Source organism: Poseidonibacter ostreae (assembly GCF_009208075.1).
GTDB classification, from domain to species: Bacteria; Campylobacterota; Campylobacteria; order Campylobacterales; family Arcobacteraceae; genus Poseidonibacter; species Poseidonibacter ostreae.
Map to the genome: position 1 here is coordinate 15124 of NZ_WFKJ01000031.1, position 23195 is coordinate 38318.

Below are 23195 nucleotides of genomic sequence, written 5' to 3' on the forward strand. Positions count from 1 at the left end.
TATGAGAGTATGTGGAATCGAGCTAAAATCTAACTACACTATATTAACACTTGTTGATTATTCATCTGATGATATTATTGATTATATTGATTTAAAAATAAAAAAAATTGTTTTAGATGATGATGAAGATAAAAATAGTGTTTTAAAGTACTTTAATGAAATAAATGACTTTTTTAATGATAATAATGTTGAAAAAATAATGATAAAAAAACGCTCAAAAAAAGGAGCATTTTCAGGTGGTGCTGTTAGTTTTAAAATGGAAGGATTAATTCAGTTATACTCTAAAGCTTGCGTTGTATTGGTAAGCTCAAGAAGTATTAGTTCTTATGAAAAGAAAAATAATGTGATTTTTCCTAATGAACTTAAAAAATATCAAGAGCAATCTTTTCTAAGTATTCTCTCTCATATATGTAAATAATAAGTTTAAGTTGCTATTATATTGTATCTAAAACATATATATAGGTTAATAATGGGAAAAAAATTAGTTATTTTATCGTTTGTTATGGCAATAATTCTTTCTTTATCAGTAGTAGGACTAAATTTTTATAATTCAAATAATGCAAATATCAAAGCTTCTATTAGTGTTGCTGAATCTATTTCAAAGCTTGTTATAAGTAGTTTAAATACTTTTAATTCAAATAAAAACATACATGATTCTAAAGAGTTTCTTAATTCCTTGTCTACTTTAAAAGGTATTAACAATCTATGGTTAGTAAAAAGTGAGTCTTTAAATAAGAGTGACATAAATAATCAAAAACAAATAAAAGATGAGATTGATAAAAAAGTTTTATCTACAGGTTTAGTACAATATAAACTTGATAATAGTTTTTCTAAAACTACTATGCGTATTTCTATTCCCTATTATATAAATATAGAAAATGGCAATAGTTGTATTAATTGTATAAATATTTCTAAAGAGTACAAATTAGCTGCAATTTCTTTAAATTTAGATCTTATTGAAACTCAGGCTTTATCTTCAAAGCTAATTTATGTACTTTCTTTCTTTATTTTTATTACTATTTTGACTATTATTTATTTATCATCAAATATTATCAAGTCATATTATAATTTATTTGATGTCTTCAATAATAGTATAAAAGAATCAAGTACAGGTAACTTTGCTTTAATTGCAAAACCGAAAAACTTAAATAATGAAATGAATCTATTAGTAGATAGGTACAATGATTTTATGTCAATTTTAAAAAATGCATTTATTGATATTGATAAAAGATTACAAGGTTTTATTGGAAATAAAACCACAACAAATATTATTAATCCTTTAGAAGAATCAAAAGAGATTGTTTTAAATTTATCTAATCTTTATCAATTTAAAAAAGAGATTGAACTTGATAATAACAAAGAAGAAATCTATGATAGATTATCGCAAATTTTTATAAATCAATTTAATATTGAATCTTTTAGCTTTATAGAAATAGATGCGAGTAAGCATAAAATGAGTATTGTTAAGGAAGTTGGAAAGACACTTTATTGTCAAGAGTTTATTCATGAAAACCCAGAATTATGTAGATGTGCACGAACAAAAAATGATGTAGTTTCAATTGATTATCATAATTCATGTCCTTATTTCAAAGAAGAAGATAATTATCATTATTGTACAAATGTTGATATTAGTAAAGATGTAAATTTAGTAATTAACTTTGTTTGTAAAACTACTACTGAATTAGAAAAACTAAAAGATAAAATATCTTTTGTTAAAAGTTATATAAACGAAGCAGCTCCATCTATTGAAGTAAAATTACTTATGGATGCATTACAAGAATCAGCATTTAGGGATGGATTAACAGGGCTATATAATAGAAAATTCTTAGATGAACATAGTAAAAAACTAATTCCTTATGCAAAAAGAGCAAAAATCAATATTGGCGTATTATTATTAGATATGGATCATTTTAAAGCAGTTAATGATGAATATGGGCATGATGTTGGAGATACAGTATTAAAAGAACTTGCTAGAATTATGACAGAGAATGTACGAGAATCTGATATTGTAATTAGATATGGTGGTGAAGAATTTATTATTTTACTTGTTGGCGTTAATACTGAAGAAGATGCAATTAATGTAGCAAAAAAAATTGGTAAAAAAGTACGAGAAAATGAAATTGATGTTTATGCAGGTAATAAGTTGAAGAAAACTATTAGTATTGGATTATCAATGTTCCCAGCTGATACTACATCTTTAGATAGTGCTATAAAAAATGCTGATATTGCTTTATATGAAGCTAAAAATAGTGGTAGAGATAAAGTTGTAAGATTTAAAGAGGAACAAGTAAGTAGTGTAGATTTATTTTAAGAAGAATAATTAATAAGAGTTTGCTAATAAAAGTATTAGCAAACTACTTGATTTTATAGTGATAATGAAATATCATCTAAAATAATGTCACTTATTCTATTAGATTTTCCAAAGTGCTCTAACAATATAAATTCAACCGCAGGGTTTTCTTCTTTTAGTTCATTTATAATATATGGTAAATCAACACCTACATGTTTTCCAGAGTTTAAAAAATATGGATAAAAATATATTTTAGAAATATTTTGAGAAATAAGATTGTTTGATACTGTCTGAATACTTGGCGTTGCAAGTTCTAAAAATGCTGCTTCTATTTTTGAAAAGTTTTTATCTTTACTTTTTATTTCATTTGCTAAAGATATAAACTCTTCATTTGATAAACTTCTTTTACTTCCATGTGCAATTAACACTAATGCATCCATTATAATCCTTTAAATTTTTATAAGCCTTAGTATATTTTAATTGTCTTTAATTCTTTATTCATAAATATCTTATTATAAATCAATATTTATAGTAAATTTTGCACCCTTATAGCTCTTTTGATTATAAATAAATGTTTCATTTCTTACACTAATACTACCTTTTAAATGTGTTCTAATAATATTTTCACTCATATAAAGTCCTACTCCTGTACCTTGAGATTGGTGTTTTGTTGTGAAATAAGGGTCAAAAATCTTATTAATTATCTCTTCTTTTATACCTTTCGCATTATCTTTAATTTCTATAATTAATTTATTGTCTTTTTTATACGTATCTATGAAAACAAATTTTTCTTTATTTTCTAGTTTTTGTAAAGCATCTCTTGAATTATTTAATATATTAACAAAAACTTGAATTAATTCATTCTCAATTGTAATAATTGATATATCTTCAATATTTTTAATTATTTTTATATCTTTTGATACAAATTGTGAGTTTACTAATTTTAATGTTTTATTAATAGCATGAGAGATATTAAACTGTTTTAGTTTGCTATTTCTAGGATCAAAAAAGCCCCTAAAGTCTTCTATTGTTTGAGATAAGTATTGTGCGGATTCATTTATACTATCCATATTTTTATTTAAGTCTTCATCTTTTAATACATCCAACTCTTTTAGCAGTTTTACACCCGTAGAAGCTGTAGAAATAGATGAGAGTGGTTGTCTCCATTGGTGTGCAATATTTTCAAGCATTTCACCCATTGCAGCCATTTTTGTTTGTTGTATTAAGATTAAATCTTTTTCTTTTAATTCTTCTATTCTTTGTTGTATTTTTTCTTCTAGTTTATCATTTAGTTCTTTTAATTCAAAAGTTTTATTTTCAACTTTTTCTTCAAGTGTGGCATTTAGATTTTCTAACATTACTTGATTAGTTTTTAGGCTATCTTTCATTGTATTAAAAGATTCAATTGCTTCATTAATCTCAGTAATTGGAGAAAGTTCAATAGCATCAATATCTAAATTTAACTCTTTTAATTCATGAGCCATATTCTCTAACCGTCTAATTGGTTTTGAAATAATTCCTGCAATTTTATATATAAATACTATTGAAATTAATCCTATAATAAGAGTTAATACTATTCCTATTAGCTGATTCTTTTTAATTAAACTTAAATAGTCATTTTCAGGAGCATACATACCTATTATCCATGTAATATCATTTTTAATAAAAGGGAAAAACATAGCACTATAATCTTCATTTTCATGTGTAAAAGTTAAAAAAGTCTTTTTTGAAAATGTCTCTATTTTTGTTGATTTTAATAACTCACTATAAGCTTTTTTTACTATCTCATTATTTATCTCTTTTAGTTTTAAAAGTCTTGGTTTTTTATTTATAGAATTAATATTTTTAATAGGAAAAGACATCATATTTAAGGATTTATCCATCATAAATACTTTTCCATTTTCACTAATCTTTAGATTGTTTATAAATATTGACAAGTCATCAATTTCTATATCAATTCCTACTACACCTTTTAATTTGTTGTTTTCATAAATAGGAACTGAAGTTGTAATTCCTGGTTTTTTTGAAGTAAAAAAAGCATAAGGATCTGTCCAATTTAAACGCTTAGTTTTAACTGCTTGAATAAACCATGGTCTTATAGTTGGATCATAATTATCATTTTCATCAAATACAATTGTTTTTTTATTTGTAGTATTATTGAAAAAAAGTTTTTTTACTACTCTTTTATTTTCATTTAGAGTGATGCTTTTTTCCATATATCCATTTTTATTTTTATTTAGCATATAAAACTCACCATTACTATTTGCATAATAAATAGCTGAGAATTGTTCGTTTATTTTCATTTGTTCATGAAAGTATTTCATCATTATTTTAGGGTTGTTATTATTAATTACAGAGCTTGATTCAAGCTCTTTTGTAAGTTTTGTAGCCTTTGAGGCAATTCCCATATAGTATTCAGATTTATCAACTGCAAAACTAGATATATTTTCCATAATTTGGCGTGTATGCTCTGACATTATATTTTTAGAAGAATAATAAGAGGAGAGAATAATAAAGAATATTGTAATAAACATTATTATCGAAAAACTAAATATTAATATATTTTTAATGGAAAACTTCATACTAATCCTTTAAAACAATCATTTTAAATTATAACAAAAAAATACACTATTTTATATCATTAAAAAATTATTTTATAAACTAGTGATAATTATTGAAAAAATAGCACCATCTTTAGAGTTTTTTACATATATATTTCCATTCATTTTTTCTTTAATTATTAGTTTTGTCATATATAATCCAATTCCTGTACCATAGTCATATTTAGTTGTAAAATATGGGTCAAAAATTTTATCTATAATCTCTTTATCAACGCCACCTGCATTATCCTCAATACATAGTTTTGTTTCTTTATCTTCATCTAGATAAATTTTTATTTTAGGATTTTTTATTTTTCTATCAATTAAAATATCTTTAGCATTTGAAATTATATTTACAATTGCTTGTGAGTATTCACTTTTGTAGCCATTTATTTTATATTCTAAATTTATAGAAAAAGATATTTCTATTTTATGAAAATTAAGTGTTGCTTTTACAATATTTATAGCACTTGATACTGCGTCTATTACTAAAAAGTCCTCTTTTTTAGAGTTTGGATTGAAAAAGTTTCTAAAATCATCTATGGTTCTTGACATATATTCTAATAAATCATTTGCTTCATTTACTCTATTTGAAAGATATTTTTTATCTAATTCTTTATAATCATAAGCTGATTCAATATCAAAAAATAGACCAGATACTTGAGATAATGGTTGTCTCCATTGATGTGCAATATTTCCAATCATTTCACCCATTGCAGCCATTTTTGATTTTTGAATAAGCATTTTTTCTTGTTTTAGTTTCTCTTCTTTTAGTAAAGTTCTTTCACTAATATCTCTTAAAGATGCAAAAAGTAAATCTTGATTTTCATATGAATAGATAATTACATTTAACTCTACTGTTTTTATTTCATTGTTTTTTGTTATTAATTTTATTGTTTTAAATAGAGATTTAGCTTCTAGAATTTCTTTTAAATTTAAGTCTTTAAATAATTTGAAGAAATCTTTATATAAAATCTCTTTTGACTGGTAGCCTATTGTTTTAAGTGCTGTATTATTAAGACTTAAGATACTAGCTTTTTCATCTTTTATTTCTGAGATTATAAATCCATCATTACTGTAATTAAAAAGTAGGGCATATTTCTCTTCATTTTGTTTTACAATTTTTCTATATTGATTAAAAAGTTTTTCAATTTTTCTAGTAAATCCTAATGAGAAAATAAAAAATATTATAGTCATTATTATCATAATAATAGCAAGTTTAAAAATATTATTATATAAGTTTTCTAAAGAGATTATTCGCTCTTTCTCAATAATATTATTTATATGTGATAAGTTTACTCCCATACCTATGAAGTAGCGTAAATGTTTTACAAAAGTTCCATATAAAAGTTTATTATTATTTTCATAATAAATATAATCATTTCCTTTATAGTTAGTCTCAATTAATAAATCTTTTATTGCTTGAAGTTCACTTTTGTTAGGAATAATTTGTTTTTGAGTTAGCAGTTGACTATTTGTAGTGATATTATTTAAACTATTTATTTTATATATAAGTACAAACTCTTCAACATTATAATTTTGGTTAAATATCTTTTTTATCATTCTACTTTTTAGCTTTTTCTTTTCAATTTCTAAAAAACTTCCTGAACCTATAATTATACCTAACTCTTCTAAGTGTCTTGAGTATGTGATTTTCTTGGCTGTTATATTACTTTTTGGTTTATACCAAAAATACTCAATGAAGTTTTGTTTTTCTTTTTTAGAGTTAATCATTTCATTTATAAATTTAAAGCCATTTATATCTTCAAAATCTAAAAAAGATTCATTTTCATCTTTTGAGTTTTCACTATTTAATAATAATCTTCCTTTTGTATCTAAAATAAAATAGTTTATATCACTCTGTTTTTTTGATATTTGATTTATTGCAGTTTTAATAAAATTTATTTGTTCTTTTTTTGATAAGTTTTTTGTTTTTTTGTATAGTGAATTTGCAAGATTAAATGCAATTATAGATTGTTTTTCAATTCTCTCTTTTTTATTATCTAAAATAGATTCTTCTTCAAATTTAATATCATTTAATAAGTTTTGAACTTCTGTTTTTATATAAAACTTTTCTCTTTCAATTAGTGTATTTTTGAAGTTTTTAATATGATTTTTAAAGTTACTATACTCTGTTTTTATAAGTGTTGAACCAATTACCGTTGCAACAATGATGATAATAATAGTGGAACTAAGTAGTGTAGTTTTTTTTACACCTTGTTCTATTCTTTTTCTGTAATTAATTTTCAAGTTTTAATTTATATCCCATATTTGAAATGTTTTTTATACAATTAAAGGGAATCTTTTTTCGTAAAAAACCAATTGTCGTTCTTAATGAGTTTAAACTCATATATTCATCTTCCCAAACATATTGTTCAATCTCTTGATAGCTTACAACTTTATCTTTATTTAAAACTAAAAGCTTTAGAAATAATAACTCTTTTTTATTTAATTCTAAAACTTTCTCATCTTTATAGAATAGGGAAGTTGTATTTGAATAGTAAAAATCTTTACTTAATACTACTTTTTCATCTTTATTCTTTTCTAAATCCTCAACAGCTTTTAATAAAGCAGGAATTAGATTTCTACTTGTAAGTGGTTTGATTATATACTTTTCTAATCTTAATTCAATTGCTTCAAGTAAATAATCTTTATCACTAAATGCAGTTGATATTATGATTTTTGTGTCTTTGTCAGTTTTTCTAATATTTTTTGAAAGTGTTATTCCATCCATCTTTGGCATTCTTATATCTGTTAGAATAATATCTGGATGATATTTTTTATATAAAGCTAAACCTTCTTCTCCATCTTTAGCTTCATATAGTTTTTTGAACATACGATTTAGAAAACGTGAGTTAATTGTTCTAACTCCCTCATCGTCTTCTACATATAAAATAGTATAGTTCTTAAACTTTTCCATATTAACCTCTTAAAGGTAAAAGCTTTAAGCTTCTTTACCTTTTTTCATTTTAACAAAAAATTCACTAATAAGTGGCATTAATAACATGATAATTGTAATTATTAAAATACTTAAAGTAATTGGTCTCTCCCAAAGGAAAGCAAAAGATCCATCACTAATAGTTAATGCACGTCTTAAATTATCTTCCATCATTCCACCTAAGATAAATCCTAAAATCATAGGTGCCATAGGGTAATCAACTATTCGTAAAAATAAAGCAACCACTGCAAACAGTGTCATCATATAAATATCAAAATTGTTAAATGTAACTAAATAAACGCCAATAAGAGAGAAGAATATAATTAGTGGTAATAATAATTCTTTTTTTATTGTTAATAGTTTTGCAATGTATGGAATTAGTGGTAAATTTAGTACTAAAAGTACAGCATTTCCAATATACATTGAAATAATTACAGACCAAAATAGTTCAGGATTATCTACATACATAGTAGGACCTGGTTGAATTCCATAAGAAATTAATGCACCTAAAATAATTGCTGTAGTTCCAGACCCTGGAATTCCTAAAGTTAATAAAGGAACAAAAGAACCAGAACATGCAGCATTATTTGCACTCTCAGGAGCTGCAAGTCCTTTAACACTTCCTTTTCCAAATTTTAGTTTCTCTTTTGCACTTGCAATACTTCGCTCCATTCCATAAGCTAAAAATGAAGCAATTGTTGCACCCGCACCTGGTAATACACCAACAAAGAAACCTAAAACAGATGAACGTCCAACAGTTGGAGCCATCTCTTTTACTTCTTCTTTTGTAATTTTTAAAGAACCAATATCTTTTTTTAGTGCATCCATTTCTTCTTTTGTTTGCTTATGATTTTCTAAAATATTCATCATAGCTTCAGATAAGGCAAATGCTGCCATTGCTAAAAGTAAAAATGAAATTCCATCAATTAAATCAAGTCTTCCAAAAGTAAATCTCGCAATTCCTGAATCAGAATCAGTTCCTACAGTTGCAAGCATTAGACCAAATATTGTCATAATAGCAGCTTTTAAAAACTTTCCCTTACCAGCAAATGCAGCAACAGCTGTAAGACCTAGAACCATTAAAGCAAAGTAATCAGATGATTGAAAACTTAAACTCACATTTGCTAAAGCAGGTGCTGCAAAAAGTAAAAATACTGCTGCAATAGTTCCACCTGTAAAAGATGAATAAGCTGCAATTGCTAAAGCTTTTCCTGCATGTCCATTTTTTGCCATTGGATAACCATCAAAAGAACTAGCAACCGTTCCAGCAACTCCTGGAGCGTTGATTAAAATTGAAGAAGTAGAACCTCCGAAAATTGCACCATAATAAACACCAGCGATTAAAATAAGGCCAGAAGAGGGCTCCATTCCATAAGTTATTGGAATCATTAATGCAATTGCAGAAATAGGTCCAAGTCCTGGAAGCATTCCAATAAATGTTCCAGCAAAACATCCAACTGCAACCATCATAATATTATATGTAGTAAACGCAGTAACTACACCTGTTAAAATACCATCCATCATGACTCAACTCCTACAAAATACTCATAAACCATACCTGGGTCTATATAAACACCTAAAACATTGTTTAATAATAAATAAAACCCGATTGAAACACCACTTGAAATTAATAATATCCTTTTTATATTTTTCTCTTTTAGTAATAAAAATCCAATTGTTAAAAAGATTATAGTTGCTATTATAAAACCTAATGTTCTAATTGTAAAACCATAAAAAAGCATAGCTAGAACAAAATAGAAAGTTGTTTTAAAATCTAATTTTCTTAAGTATTCTAAAGTTAGAAAATCATTATCTTTTTTTACAAAAGAAAGAACTAGTATAAGTGAAGAGATAATTATTCCACCCAATCCTAAATAAAAAGGAAAAGTAGATGCTGTCATCACTTCAAATTGAGAACCTGGCATTTTTTTAATACTAAAAACATTAAAAAAATAAAAGCTTGAAAAAGCTAAAAAAAATATTGAACCTATTGCATTTTTTGTCATATTATTATCCTTTAATAAGAAGAGCTTACGCTCTACTTATTTTATAGAAATCCCATTTCTTTCATTAAAGAATCAATAACTTCTTCTTGTTTCTCTAAAAATGATTTAAACTCAGCTCTTGGTTGATATAAGTTTGCCCAACCATTTCTTTTTCTTACAACTTCCCATTCAGGAGTGTCATACATTTTTCCAATTACATCAGCAAATGCTTGTGTTTTTTCTTCAGAAAGGTTTGGAGCTCCAAAGAATCCTCTCCAGTTTGCGAAAAATGCATCAGCACCCATACTTTTAAAACTAGGAATTCCATCAATGCTTTCATTAGAAGTTACACCAATAATTTTAAGTTCACCTTTTTTATGCTTTTCTAATACTTCACCAAGACCAGTTGAAAGAACATCTACTTCACCTGTTAATAATCCAGCTAAGGCTTTTCCACCTGCGTCATAAGGTACATATCTTACAGATGTTGGATTTCCACCAGCAGCTTTAAAAATTTGTGCAGCAACTAAGTGATCCATTGAACCTCTTGAACTTCCACCTGCAATTTTTACTTTTCTTGGACTTTTTTCAAATGCAGCTTTTACATCAGCCCATGATTGATATTTAGAGTCTTTCTTTACAACTAACACACCATAATCAGCAACAACAGAAGATACTAATGTTAAGTCTCTAAAAGATTGAGGAAATACACCTTGAAGTGATCTAATTACTATTGGAGTTGAATTTACCATTAAAGTATTTTGTTGTTTTTTAGCAGTTTCAATAATATAAGCAATGGCTTTTCCTCCACCACCACCTGACATATTTTCAAATGAAGTTTCTTGAACTAGGTTTGATTTTTTTAAAGCTTCACCAACACCTCTAGCAGTTCCATCCCAACCGCCACCAGCACCACCTGGAATAAGGAAGTGAACCTTATCAACACTTGCTGCTACTGAAGATGTAGCAAGTCCTGCAACTAAACATCCTGCGAAAGCAAGATTTTTGTAAACTTTTGTCATTGAATTTTTCATAATTATCCTTTTAGTTTTGTTATGAAAACAGTTTAAAGGAAAAAAATGTAAGAAAAATAAAATTAAAATTTAATTGTGATTTTTTTGTATATTTATCAAGACTGGCAGACAATGTCGGATTCGAACCGACGGTAGAATAAACTACGTTACCCTTCCAAGGTAGTGGATTAAGCCAGCTCTCCCAATTGTCTATAAATAAAAATGTGTTTGTTTTGAAAATTAAAGTGTGAATATTTAAAAGATAGATTAAAAATAAGTGCAAAAAAAAAGGATAGTATAAATACTATCCTTTAATTAAATGAAAAGATTACAGTCCTGTAACGTTTTCTGCTTGAGGACCTTTTTCACCTTCAGCAACTTCAAAAGTAACTTTTTGATTTTCTTCTAAAGAAACTCTTCCGTAACCTGAGTTGTTGATTTGTCTATAGTGTACAAATAAATCTTTACCACCATCGTCTGGTTGAATAAATCCAAAACCTTTTTCACTGTTGAACCATTTTACTGTTCCGTTTACTAAATCTGCCATTGCAATTCCTTTTGTGTTTAATATGCTAAATAATCTAAGATCAAATCAAAAATGCATATTAACTCTGTCAAAATTGTCGCAGCTAAACTGGCAAATATGGCAAAATTATATAAATTTAAAGATGTATACTTCTAGATTAAAAACTTGAACGGATATATTATCCCAATTTTGCTTTGTTTTAGCCTAAAAGTTATAAAAAAATAAGAATATTTGATAATTTGCAAATAAATCTTTTAAATTCTTTATAAACACTAGTAAAAGCTAATGTTTAATTTATAAATCATCAAATTCTAAAATAAATTTAACACCATCAACAGAGTTTTCTAGACTTAATTTACCTGCAAAACTATTCATAACTACTAGTTTTACCATATATAATCCTACTCCTGTTCCCTCAGATTTTGTTGTAAAGTACGGATCAAATAGTTTTTCTAAGTTAGACTCTTTAATTCCACCTGCATTATCTCCAATAACAAGATAGTGTTTACTGTCTTTTGAGTAACATTCAATAGTAATATCTCTTTTCTCAATATTTCTTTCATTAAATGCTTGTATCGAGTTTGTTAGTATATTTACTATAACTTGTGACATCTCCATTTTTACACCAAATAGTTTAAAGTTATCATCAATATTTTTTGTAATTACTACATTATTATTGTTAACTAAAGATTCAATAAGAGAAAAACTATACTCAATTGCATCAAGGATAGCAAACTCTTCTTTACTTTTATCTGGATTAAAAAAACCTAAGAAATCATCAATTGTATCAGACATATAATGTATTTGTTTTTTTGTATTTTCAGAGAACTCTTTTATTTGTTGATCATTAAGTTCATTAAAATTATATGAGAACTTAATATCATCACAATAAAGAGATAAAATATTTAAAGGCTGTTTTAATTGATGTGAAATAAGTCCAATCATTTCTCCTAAGCTAGCCATTTTAGTGTTATGAGTAATTATTGCATTTGCTTGTGTTAAGGATTTTTTTGTTTTTTTGTTTTCATTAAATAATTGAATATAAACTTTTAGTTTTGATATTAAAAGAGTATCATCTATAGGTTTACTAATATATTCAATAGCTCCTAATTCATAACCTTTTTTCTGATAAGCATCTTTATCATATATACCTGTAATAAATATAATTGGTATATCTTTTGTTTTTTCAACAGATTTTAAATATTTAGCAAATTCAAAACCATCAACTTCTGGCATTTGTACATCACTTAAGATTAAATCTATATCGTTATTCATTAAACATTCAACGGCACTATTTGCATTATCTGCTGTAAAAACATTTAAATCAAATGCGTCATTAATTAAAAGTTCTAATGAATAAATATTCTCTTGTACATCATCTAAGATTAGAATAGAAAACTTATTTTCCATGATATGAGTCCTTATTATACATTTGTAATTTCCTTATTTATATTAGATTTATTAATTTTAAGACAGATATTATTATCATATTGAGAATAAGTATCTTCACTCTTATCCTCATAAATTGCTATTATCTTCTTTTGTTCTTCTATTTCTATCTCTTCAAGCTCTTCTTTTTTAATACTTGAAAAATCTATTATGGTCTTTACTATACTATTTTTTTTATAAATATTTAAAAACTCTTTTGTATTACTTACTTGAAAAACATTATATTTTTTTCCTAGTTTTATCGTTACATTAAAGAAAAACATTGGGTCACTATTAAAAATAAGAATACTCTCTTTTTCTTGATATTTATTAATAGGTTCTTCTTTCTTTTCACTTATTTCAATTCTTTCGATTTCACTCTCTTCATCTATTTTTGTAAGATTAATATCTATATCATTTTGATTTTTCTTTGGAATAGTTAATTTAAAGTTACTACCAACATTTTCAGTACTTTGAATATGAATTGTTCCTTTTAATAGAAGTGCTAATTCTTGTGATATAGCAAGACCTAATCCAGTTCCCCCATATTGTCTGGAAGTACTTGAATCAACTTGTTTAAACCTATCAAATATATGAGCTAGTTTCTCTTGAGGAATTCCAATTCCCTCATCATTTACACTAATAGTAATATTTTTATCTTCATCTTTTACAATTAAGCTAATTGTTCCTTCTTTTGTAAATTTTAATGAATTACTTAAAAGGTTTTTGATTATTTGATTTATCTTATTTTCATCAGAATATATTGTTGTAAGTGTTGAATCAATATCTAATACAAAGTTTAAGTTCTTTTCTTTTGCTTGTGGTTTTATTAAGTCATAGACTTGTGTAATAAATTTATGAATATTTATCTCTGCATAATTTATTTTTATTTCATGTGCTTCAAGCTTTGATATATCTAATACATCATTAACTAAATATAATAAATCATTTCCACATTTATTTATAATTTCTAAACTTTTTATCTGTTTTTCATTTAGATTATTATCTCTATTTCTTTTCATTACTGAAGAGACTACATTTATTGAGTTTAATGGTGTTTTTAATTCATGACTCATATTTGCTAAAAAATCATCTTTTGCTTTATTCGCTCTTATTAGTTCTTCTTTTTGCTCTTCTAGTTTTTTATTAGTATGAATTAATTGATAATTTCTCTTTTTTAAATCCTCTTGCATCTCACTCATGGACTTTGACAAAATACCTATTTCATCTTTAGTATTAGTAAAAGGAACTTCAATATTTTCTTCTTTTCCTATTTTGATTGCAATATTAGATAATTGTGTTAATTTTTTAGTTAATCTACTGCCTAAAATATAAGATAGTAAAGTTGATATAATTATTTCAATAAAGATAATAAAAAGAGTTCTTGTTTTATTGTCTTCAATAGATTTTGAGCTACTAGTTGTATCAAATATAATGTATAAAGAGCAAACTAGCGTTTCCTCTTCAAAAATTTCTTTATAGATAATCTCATATGTTTTATTATCTACTTCAACACTTTTATTCTCTTTAATTTTTAATAAATCTTCTTCTTTTAAATGCTTATATGTATATCTACTTGATAAGATTCTATCATGTGAATCTAAAACAATAATAGAGTTTATATACTTATTAGTATTTGCATTTGTTACTAAATCGTCAAGTGTTCCTATATCGTATATACTAACTGGTACTTTTACTAATTGTCCTAATAGAGTAACATTAGATTCAATTTTTTCATTTGTTAAGTTTTTTGTAGAAGTATTAATTGTAAAAAAGTTTACTGATACAATTAATATAATAAAAAAAGTTTCTAATAGTACAAAGGATAATATAAAACGATATTTAAAAGACATCTATTTCTTCACATTTAAATTTCTAATTACATCATATTCAGATGTATTGGTTTTTATAAACTCTTTGATACTTAAAATACTTTTTATCTCTTTTGGCATATTTAAAAATACATTTTGAAGTTTTTGAATATCTTCTTTTTTAACTCTTGGATGATAAGCTATTGGATGACTTGGATATTTAGCTGTTTTATATACAATATTTAACTTATTTTTGTCGGTGTTGTTTTTGAAATTATTATATGTTCTATTAATTCCCCCACCAATATATCCAATATCTCTTGAGATACCTTTATATACAGAATCATGAGAGTTTACATATAATACTTTTGCCTCTTTATCTATATCAAAATCAAATTTGTTTTTAAATTCATATTTTGGTAATAGTGTTGCTGCAAAGGCATTTGGTGCAGGAAATAAAAATACTTTTCCTTTTAAATTTTCTTTTGAAAAATCGACTTTCTTTTCTTTTGAAAGCACAATTCCTTGAATATTTTTTTGCGCTCTTATAAAAGCAGTGAAACTAGCTTCCTTATTAGCAACTACAAAATGATATGGATTCATATACGCTATATCGTATTTTCCGTTATACAACTCTTTTTCAAAGTTAGGAATAGATCTCTCTGTTTTAAAAACTACATTTATCCCTGTTTGCTCTTTTAAGTAGTTTGTAACAATTAGCCATTTTTTAGATAGTTTTAAAGGACTTTGCTGTGGAACAACACCAAGAACTAAATCTGTTGAAAATGCATAAGTTGTTATTAGTAGTAAAGCAATTGTTTTTTTCCTTTTTTTTCCTTTTTATATATTATCTTTATTTGCCAAAAGATAAGAGTGATTTATTCGTTTTTAATTTTTCATTTTCATTTTCTAAGTTTGAGACTAAATCTTTTAAATTATTTATTCTTTTAATAAAGTCTACTTCTTTTTCTCTGTAACTTTCAAGTGCTGTATTATTTCTTTCTTCTAGTTTTAGCAGTTCTTCTATTTGTTTTTCTAATTTTGCATTTAAACTTTTTGCTTTTGTTAAAGAATCATATATTATATCAAATTGTTTGTTCTTATCTTTTTTTGCCATTAATTGTAGTTTAGAGTTTTCTAAGTTATTTTGCTCATATGATTCTAATTGTTTTAATAAATCAACTCTTTTATTATTTATTTCATTATATCTTGTCTCATAATCATGCATATTCTTAATTAAACTTGCAGTCTCTTCTTTACTTGTATTTAATTCTTTTTGCATATTTGCAATACTTTTTTTATAAAAACTAATTTGCTGCAAAATATTTTTATTATTTTGTCTTTTAATATGTTCTTCTTCTGTATTAATAAATTGGATATATAAATATTCTTCTATTTCTTTTCCTGTGCTATCATATAATGGTACGATTTTAGATTTTGAGAAATATTCACTATTATCTTTTGCTCTATTTTTATATGTTCCTGTCCATGTTTCACCTTTTAATACTGTTTTCCATATATTTTTAACAATAGAATCTGATACATCAGGATGCTTAGTTATATAGTAGGGTTGACCAATTAGTTCTTCTTCATTATAAAGTGATATATTACAAAAAGCTTCATTTACAAAAGTAATAATTCCCTCTTTATTTATTTTTGAGACAATTGCTTCTTGATTAATAATACTAATATAGTTTTCAAGCTCTTTTTTTTGACTTTCATAACTACTTCTGTAAAATAAATCTTTTGTAATTTTTTCTAATTTTGCATCGATTACTTCTAAATCTAAAGGCTTTGTAATATAATCTTCTACATGAAGATGAATGGCTTTTAATAAATTACTTGTTTCAGTTCTAGCTGTAATTAAAATAACAGGTATAGTTGAATCAATTTCTCTGATTTTTTCAAGCATTGTAATACCATCCATCATCGGCATATTTATATCACTAATAATTAAATCAAATTTTTCATTCTTTGATTTTTTTTCATGAAACTTTATAAGGCCTTCTGCTCCGTTAATTGAGGATTCTATATTATTAAATTTACGACTTAAAAATTTTGTTAATTTCTCTCTAGTAGTGTCATCATCTTCAACATATAAAATATTAATCTCTTTTTTATATATTTCAAATTCTTTCATTTTCAATCCTTATTTGATAACCTAATCCATAAATATTTTTAATATTTAATTCAGGTATTTTTTTTCTAATCCTAGATATTAGATTCTTAAGATTTATTACTGCTGTTTCAAAATCTAAACAATCTTCCCAAAGTTTGTATATGATTATTTCTGAACTAACTGTATTATTTAGATTTATAAATAGTTCATTGAGTAATTCAACTTCTTTTTTAGTTAGTGTAATAATAGAATCATTAAAATGTAGGTTTTTTGTTTTTAAATTCCAGTAAAAATTGTCTTTTATAAAAATAATATCTGATTCTTTTTTTAAAAATTCTTCTTTGTATTTTTTCTTTGTAGTTTTATTTATACTTGCAATTAATTCTGTTATTGATATGGGTTTTGTCAAATAGTCATTTATATCTAACTTTACTACTTTTAATAAAGTATCTAGTTCTAAATGAGCAGTTAGAAAAATAAAGGGTATAAACTCATCTATAATTCTAATATGTTCTAAAAGTTCTATCCCATTTATCTTGGGCATATTTAAATCACTAATAATTAAATCAAAGTATTTATCTTTTGAATAGTAATCTTTAAATTTTACTAATGCTTCACTTCCGTTTTCTGCAACAACAACGTTTGCATATACTTTATTTAGCATTTTATGTAATTTTTCAAGAGTTTGAATATCATCTTCAACGAGTAATATTCTAATGTTTCTATAGTTGTTATTTAGTATGTATTCCATATCAATTTATTATCAATTTAATTATTAAAGAGATAATTTCCTTCTAGTATTAATCTTATATTATAAGTATAAATAGTATCATAAAAGTACTAATAACTAAAATATTTAATAATTATATCGAAATTTTATTGCTTTTAGTACCAAAAAATAGCTATTTAATTTTTTTATAAAAAATTGTAAGAGTAAAAAATAACAATACTGTAATAAGTTTTATTTATAAAATACTCTTGCAATTCCAAGTAGAAATAAAGCAATAGCAAAGTTATCATATCCATTATCTAAAGATAAAACAAAAAATGAACCAAGCATAAGTGCAAAGCCACCAAGTTTGGGGTTTATATGACTTTTTAATTCTTTTAATATATATTCTAGTTGCCCTTTTGAAAGTTCAACTTCTAAATTTCCTTTGCTAGCTTTTGTAATTACAGATTTTAAATCTCTTACAATAAAAGGTAAATCTTTTACTTCATCAACTAATGTTTCTAAAACACTCTCTTTTGCCCCTAAAGCTTTTGGAATATTAACTTGTAAAATAGGTAAAATATCTTTAACACCATTAAAGTTTTCAATATAAGTAGTTCCTAAGCCTTCAATAATAGCACTAACTCTTAAAATATAAATAGCATCACTTGGAAGTTTAAAAGGAAAATCCCTTGTCGTTTCTAGTATTTCAAAAGCAAGTTTTTGCATGGATTCACTGTCAAGGTTATTGTTTGAAAATATTTCAAACATTTTTGCTGTAAATTCTGCTAATTCACTAACAGGTGCTTCATAACTTATAGTTCCTAAACGCTTATTCGCATCTATGTAAGCTTCATAATTTTGTTCATTTGCAGCTTTTATAAGCTCAATTATTGCAACTCTTGTTTCATTTGGAACGGTTTTTACCATCCCAAAATCTAGAAATACTATATTTGAATCTTTTGTAATTAAAATATTTCCAGGATGTGGATCTGCATGGAAATATCCATTTATCAGCATTTGAGTAGTATAAAATTCTACAAGTTTTCCAATTACTGCTTTTGCATCAATATTGTTTTTAAAGATATTTTCTTTATCGTCAAACCTAAAACCTTCTTCGTAACTCATTACAATTGCATCGTTTGAACAAAACTGTTCATATGGTTTTGGAAAGATTATTCCACTATCTTTGTAAGTACTTGAAAACTTTTTGAGATTTGTTAACTCTGTATTAAAGTTTACTTCTTCTAAAATCATTTTAGAAAACTCACTTATAACGGCATCTATAGAGTTTTTTGTGTAAAAAGAAAAAAATGGTTTAAATATAGAGTTAAAAAAGTTAATTATTTTTATATCTGCGCTTACTTGCTCTTTAATTAGATGTCTTTTTAGTTTTACAGCAACTTTTGTATCATCATGTAAAAAAGCTATATGAACTTGTCCAATTGATGCTGAAGCAATTGGAGTTGTATCAAAAGACTTGAAAGTATTTGTAAAGAAACTTTGTTTGTAAACAGTATCAAAATGCTCTTGTGACATATGAGGAATTTGATCATGAAGCTCTTTTAATTCATCAAGATACTCTTGTGAAAAAAAGTCAGCTCTAGTTGCTAAAACTTGAGCTAGTTTTATAAAACTAGCTCCCAAAGCTGTAATAGTACTTTTTAGTTTTTTTGGTTTTAAGGGTTTAAAAAAAAGAAACTTATCCTTTTTTTTAATAACCATAAATAAAGTAAGTAAAAAAGTAAATACTTTATAAACTCTAAGAGGGGAATAAAGTCTCACTTTAACTCTTGTTTTAACTTTTCAAGATCATCTTTAGTAGCAAGTCCTAAATCATCAATTATATCTTTTAACATAGATTTTAGTTTTTCTTTATTTTTTTGCTCTTCTTCTTTGGCTTTTTGCTCAATAGATTCTAGAAAATTTTTGGCATCATCAGTTTTTATTTTTCCTGATTTTTCCATCTTATGTATTTCTTCTTCAACTTTTTCTTTTATAAGTAATCCTGCACCAATACCTGTATATAATAAATCTTTTAACATTCTTTTTCCTTTTTTTTGTATCTATTTTTTACCAAGGACCTTGGAACCTGTCTGGTTTATGCTCACATTTTTTGCTATGTTTTGTAACTCTTCCGTGGACTCTTTTTCTCCATCTATCATAAGCTTTTTTGCTTAAAAGTTTTCTCATCTTATTTTTTACTTGATTCTCTGTTAATCCATATTGTAAATATATTATCTCAAAAGGCATTCTATCTTGCCATGCCATTTCAATAAGTCTATTTTCATCAGATTCTTGAAATTGTAAATCTCTTTTTTTAAGTGCTTTTAACTTAACTTCTTTTTTATAGTTCATCTTATTGTATTAAAAAATCTTGTAAATTTGTTTTTCCATAACTTACATCGCTATTAGAGTCTTTTACTGTTTTTGCTATTAAAGCCATAAGTGTTTTTACACCTTTCGTTTTTTCTGGATCAGTTTGAGGAAGAAGTCGAACAGTTACGGCATCACCTTTACTTGAAAGCTGAATAAAAAAGTTTTGTGATTTGCCATCTTCAACAGCAATACTTTCTATTAAGGCTGAGTTTTCTTTGTGATTTATATACTTATCCGCAGTTTTTAAAATACCTTTGTCTACTTTGTGCATAATAGGTTCAATCACATCATAACACTCTTTAACACTTTTTGCTTTTTCTAATACTATATGTGGCATATATTTCTCCATTTTTTAACTAGTGTTATTTTATAGGAAATATCTATTTTTTTGTAGTTCTTTTATGGCAGTTAATGTTTTTTTAGTAAAGTTTTTTATTTAGGCTTAATTCAATGCTGAATTTAGCTCCTATATATTTAACAGATTCATATGTATATTCATTATTTGAAACACTAATTTCTCCATTTAAATGAGTTGTAATAATATCATGACTCATATATAAACCAATTCCTGTACCTACAGATTGATGTTTAGTTGTAAAGTAAGGTTCAAATATCTTTTCTATTATATGTTCTTTTATTCCACCAGCATTATCTATTATTTCTACACATAAAACATTGTCTTTTTTATATGTATTTATAATGATTAATTTGTCTCCGTCTTCTTTTTCAAGTAGTGCATCTTTTGCGTTATTCAAAATATTTATTAATACTTGAATAAATTCGTTTTCAATAGATTCAATAGTAATATTTTGAATATTTTTTATTATTTTTATCTCATTAGCTATAAATTGAGAACCAATCATATTTAATACTTTGTCAATAGTGTTAGAAATATCAATCTCTTCTATCTTTCTATTATTAGGATCAAGAAAACCTCTAAAATCTTCTATTGTTTGTGATAGGTATTGTGCTGAATCATTAATGGAATCCATTGCTCTATATAAATCTTTATCCTCTAGTACCTCCATCTCTTTATGCAATTTTATTCCTGTTGCTGCAGTTGAAATAACACTTAAAGGTTGTCTCCATTGATGTGCAATATTACCTAACATTTCACCTAATGAAGCCATTTTTGATTGTTCTGCCAGAAGCTTTGTTTTATTTCTATTCTCTTTTATTTCGTTATCTAATTGTCTTATCATTTCATTTATATTATTTGCTAAATCTTTGAATTCATCATTAGTATTCATTTCAATGGGTTTATGTAAGTTATTAAGCTTTATCTCTTGTGTACTTTTTGAAATAAAATTAATTTTATTAATAAGAAAATATTTTATAATTAAGATTAATAGTAAAATTAATAAACTTGTAACAAAGATTGATACAAAAACTATATCTTTAATTCTTTTATCTATAAGTTTAGAGTTTTCTAAATTTGAGATACTTACAACAACTTTTGCTAAGATTTGGTCATTAATTACAACATTAGATTTGAATAAACTTTTTTTATCTTCACTCATTCCTTTCTTAAAAGTTTGAGATACGATTTTCTTATTAATAATTACTCTTATTGTGGCAATGTTTTTATATGCGTGAGAAGTATTTTCAACTATAGTATCAATAGCAGAATAATCTTTTAGTAATACAGAATCTAAAATAGATATAGAAATAGTATTTACAATTGTTTTTCCTTGTTCATTTTGTAGTTTTTCAAGAAAGTTTTTTTCATCTTTAATTATAAAAAATCCAAAGAATGATAATAAAGACATCACGCTAATTAAAACTGTTGCTGTTATTTTAAATGTTAGTTTCATCAGAATCTAGATGAATTATCCATACTTTCTTTAATAATAGTATAGTCATCATCCATTGCCTCTAAGAAAGCAGTTTTTTTAATCGATTTTAATACTTCTTTATCTTTTAAATTTAATAAAGATTTTTTTAAAGTATTGTAAACCTTATCATCCAGCCCAGCTTTTACTAACCATGGTTTTGTAATATTTTGGAAGCTAGCAATACTTTTTAATCCTCTGTTTTTATATTTTTTATATGAACTCTCTTTTACAACTCCTGAATCAAAGTCTCCATGTACAACTGCTAAGGCAACCTTGTCATGTCTATTTAAATAATCGAATTTTTTTAAATCTTTTGAGGTAATATTAACTTTTAAGAGTTCATTTTGAGCTAAATATCTTCCTATAGTTGATTGTTTATCTCCAAATGCAAAACTTTTGTTTTTTAAATCTTTTAAAGACTTTATAGTTGAGCCTTTTCTTACTATAAAAACTCCATTAAAAACTTTTTTTCCTTTATGCTCTTCTTTTACAAGAAGCTTTATATCTTTATTTCTTTGTTTTGCTAAGATGTAACTAGCTGGTCCAAATCGTGCGAAATCATAATCTCCTTTAACTATACCTTCTAAAGCACTTTCATAAGATGGATATATTTTAATAGAGATTTTTAAATCAAGTCCTTGTTTTTTTGCATCTTTTTCTAAATATTTAATGATTGGACTAAATTGCTTATACATAACAGAAGCTTTATCTGAAGTATAAACACCAAACTTTAAATCTATTGCATAAGTACTTGTAAGAAAAGACAATAGTAAAAAAAGTAAAATTATATTTTTATTTTTTTTCATTAAACCCTCTTTATAGATTACATGGTTTTGAATCTTCATAATAACAAAATAATAAATAAAATCTTCTTGTTACCATATTTAATTATAAATATATCAATATAATAATTATACATTAATATACTTAATACAAGAACTAATTAGTAGATTTGTTAAGAGATTTTAAAGCAGGTGCTTTTTTATTTCTATTAACTTTCTAATGTTTGAATTAGTGTTTGTCCTAAATGAATATTAGTTTGTGAACCATTTATAGCTTTTCTTGTATCTTCAACTACATTATGGATTTTATTTTTAATTGTATCTGAGCTTTGTAATTGTTGATTTACATTACATGAAATACTATTTGAATTTTCACTATTTTGATTTGCAACAAGAATAAGGTTTTTAAGTTTTAAGATTGCATCTTTAGAAATTTCGACACTATTTTTTACTAAGACTTGAACAGCTTCATTTTTATTTGTTACTGAACTTGTCATTTCTTTGATATTATCAATTTCATTTCCAATATTTAAGGTAGACTCTTTTGATGATGCCGCTAGTTTTTTAACTTCAGTAGCAACAATAGCAAATCCTCTTCCATACTCTTTAGCTTTTGATGCTTCTATTGCTGCATTAATTGCTAGTAAATTTGTTTGCATAGAAATTTTATCATTCTCTTTTACTAAATCAGTAATAGAGTTGTTTTTATCATTTAATTCTTCGATTGTATGTGAAAATTCATCTATAGCATTTGACATATTATTTATTAAATCAAAC

At 25.3% G+C, this 23195-nt stretch carries 22 protein-coding genes and 1 tRNA gene; 2 read left to right on the top strand and 21 right to left on the bottom strand.

What is annotated here, in order from left to right:
- Position 1: 1 nt before the first annotated feature.
- Both GBG18_RS10245 and GBG18_RS10250 read left to right on the top strand, forming a co-directional pair.
- On the top strand, positions 2-418 hold the full coding sequence (locus GBG18_RS10245; RefSeq protein ID WP_152190811.1) for a DUF3010 family protein: 417 nt from the start codon (positions 2-4) through the stop codon (positions 416-418).
- A gap of 51 nt (positions 419-469) precedes the next feature.
- Positions 470-2311 carry a GGDEF domain-containing protein gene (locus GBG18_RS10250; protein ID WP_152190813.1) on the top strand — a complete coding sequence of 614 codons (1842 nt, stop codon included), beginning with the start codon at positions 470-472 and terminating at the stop codon, positions 2309-2311.
- Positions 2312-2364: 53 nt separating this feature from the next.
- Here GBG18_RS10250 and GBG18_RS10255 read toward each other — a convergent pair whose 3' ends face one another.
- From GBG18_RS10255 to GBG18_RS10355, 21 genes are all read right to left on the bottom strand, one after another.
- Positions 2365-2730: a sirohydrochlorin chelatase gene (locus GBG18_RS10255; protein ID WP_152190815.1), complete on the bottom strand. Its 366-nt coding sequence runs from the start codon at positions 2728-2730 to the stop codon at positions 2365-2367.
- A gap of 72 nt (positions 2731-2802) precedes the next feature.
- Positions 2803-4743, bottom strand: coding sequence for an ATP-binding protein (locus tag GBG18_RS10260; protein WP_193311116.1), 1941 nt, complete (start codon positions 4741-4743; stop codon positions 2803-2805).
- Positions 4744-4944: 201 nt separating this feature from the next.
- Complete coding sequence (locus GBG18_RS10265; protein WP_152190818.1) at positions 4945-7140, bottom strand: cache domain-containing protein; 2196 nt, start codon at positions 7138-7140, stop codon at positions 4945-4947.
- Complete coding sequence (locus tag GBG18_RS10270) at positions 7130-7810, bottom strand: response regulator (protein ID WP_152190820.1); 681 nt, start codon at positions 7808-7810, stop codon at positions 7130-7132. Before GBG18_RS10270 ends, GBG18_RS10265 begins: the two co-directional genes overlap by 11 nt.
- A gap of 24 nt (positions 7811-7834) precedes the next feature.
- Positions 7835-9352 carry a tripartite tricarboxylate transporter permease gene (locus GBG18_RS10275; protein ID WP_152190822.1) on the bottom strand — a complete coding sequence of 506 codons (1518 nt, stop codon included), beginning with the start codon at positions 9350-9352 and terminating at the stop codon, positions 7835-7837.
- Entirely contained in the window at positions 9349-9834 is a 486-nt protein-coding gene (locus GBG18_RS10280; RefSeq protein WP_152190824.1) for a tripartite tricarboxylate transporter TctB family protein, read from the bottom strand. The genes GBG18_RS10275 and GBG18_RS10280 overlap by 4 nt, the downstream gene beginning before the upstream one ends.
- Positions 9835-9875: 41 nt before the next feature.
- Complete coding sequence (locus GBG18_RS10285; protein ID WP_152190826.1) at positions 9876-10847, bottom strand: tripartite tricarboxylate transporter substrate binding protein; 972 nt, start codon at positions 10845-10847, stop codon at positions 9876-9878.
- 102 nt (positions 10848-10949) lie between these two features.
- Positions 10950-11038 (bottom strand) — tRNA-Ser (locus GBG18_RS10290).
- A gap of 116 nt (positions 11039-11154) precedes the next feature.
- On the bottom strand, positions 11155-11373 hold the full coding sequence (locus tag GBG18_RS10295; RefSeq protein ID WP_152190828.1) for a cold-shock protein: 219 nt from the start codon (positions 11371-11373) through the stop codon (positions 11155-11157).
- Between the two features lie 273 nt (positions 11374-11646).
- Positions 11647-12762, bottom strand: coding sequence for a hybrid sensor histidine kinase/response regulator (locus GBG18_RS10300; RefSeq protein WP_152190830.1), 1116 nt, complete (start codon positions 12760-12762; stop codon positions 11647-11649).
- A gap of 14 nt (positions 12763-12776) precedes the next feature.
- Positions 12777-14633 carry a sensor histidine kinase gene (locus GBG18_RS10305; RefSeq protein ID WP_152190832.1) on the bottom strand — a complete coding sequence of 619 codons (1857 nt, stop codon included), beginning with the start codon at positions 14631-14633 and terminating at the stop codon, positions 12777-12779.
- Entirely contained in the window at positions 14634-15407 is a 774-nt protein-coding gene (locus GBG18_RS10310; RefSeq protein WP_152190834.1) for a phosphate/phosphite/phosphonate ABC transporter substrate-binding protein, read from the bottom strand.
- Between the two features lie 37 nt (positions 15408-15444).
- A complete protein-coding gene (locus GBG18_RS10315) occupies positions 15445-16731 on the bottom strand; it encodes a response regulator (RefSeq protein ID WP_152190836.1) in 1287 nt (428 codons plus the stop codon).
- A complete protein-coding gene (locus tag GBG18_RS10320; protein WP_152190837.1) occupies positions 16718-17461 on the bottom strand; it encodes a response regulator transcription factor in 744 nt (247 codons plus the stop codon). The genes GBG18_RS10315 and GBG18_RS10320 overlap by 14 nt, the downstream gene beginning before the upstream one ends.
- A gap of 210 nt (positions 17462-17671) precedes the next feature.
- Complete coding sequence (locus tag GBG18_RS10325) at positions 17672-19147, bottom strand: ABC1 kinase family protein (protein WP_152190849.1); 1476 nt, start codon at positions 19145-19147, stop codon at positions 17672-17674.
- A gap of 56 nt (positions 19148-19203) precedes the next feature.
- Positions 19204-19467, bottom strand: a complete 264-nt coding sequence (locus tag GBG18_RS10330) for a hypothetical protein (protein WP_152190839.1) — start codon at positions 19465-19467, stop codon at positions 19204-19206.
- Positions 19468-19495: 28 nt separating this feature from the next.
- A complete protein-coding gene (locus tag GBG18_RS10335; protein ID WP_152190841.1) occupies positions 19496-19780 on the bottom strand; it encodes a TIGR03643 family protein in 285 nt (94 codons plus the stop codon).
- A 1-nt stretch (position 19781) separates the two neighbouring features.
- Positions 19782-20138, bottom strand: a complete 357-nt coding sequence (locus GBG18_RS10340) for a hypothetical protein (protein ID WP_152190843.1) — start codon at positions 20136-20138, stop codon at positions 19782-19784.
- An 82-nt stretch (positions 20139-20220) separates the two neighbouring features.
- Positions 20221-21615, bottom strand: coding sequence for a sensor histidine kinase (locus GBG18_RS10345; protein WP_152190845.1), 1395 nt, complete (start codon positions 21613-21615; stop codon positions 20221-20223).
- On the bottom strand, positions 21615-22442 hold the full coding sequence (gene phnD, locus GBG18_RS10350) for a phosphate/phosphite/phosphonate ABC transporter substrate-binding protein (RefSeq protein WP_193311117.1): 828 nt from the start codon (positions 22440-22442) through the stop codon (positions 21615-21617). The genes GBG18_RS10345 and phnD overlap by 1 nt, the downstream gene beginning before the upstream one ends.
- A gap of 185 nt (positions 22443-22627) precedes the next feature.
- A partial coding sequence (locus GBG18_RS10355; protein WP_226898700.1) for a methyl-accepting chemotaxis protein occupies positions 22628-23195 on the bottom strand: 568 nt, incomplete at its 5' end.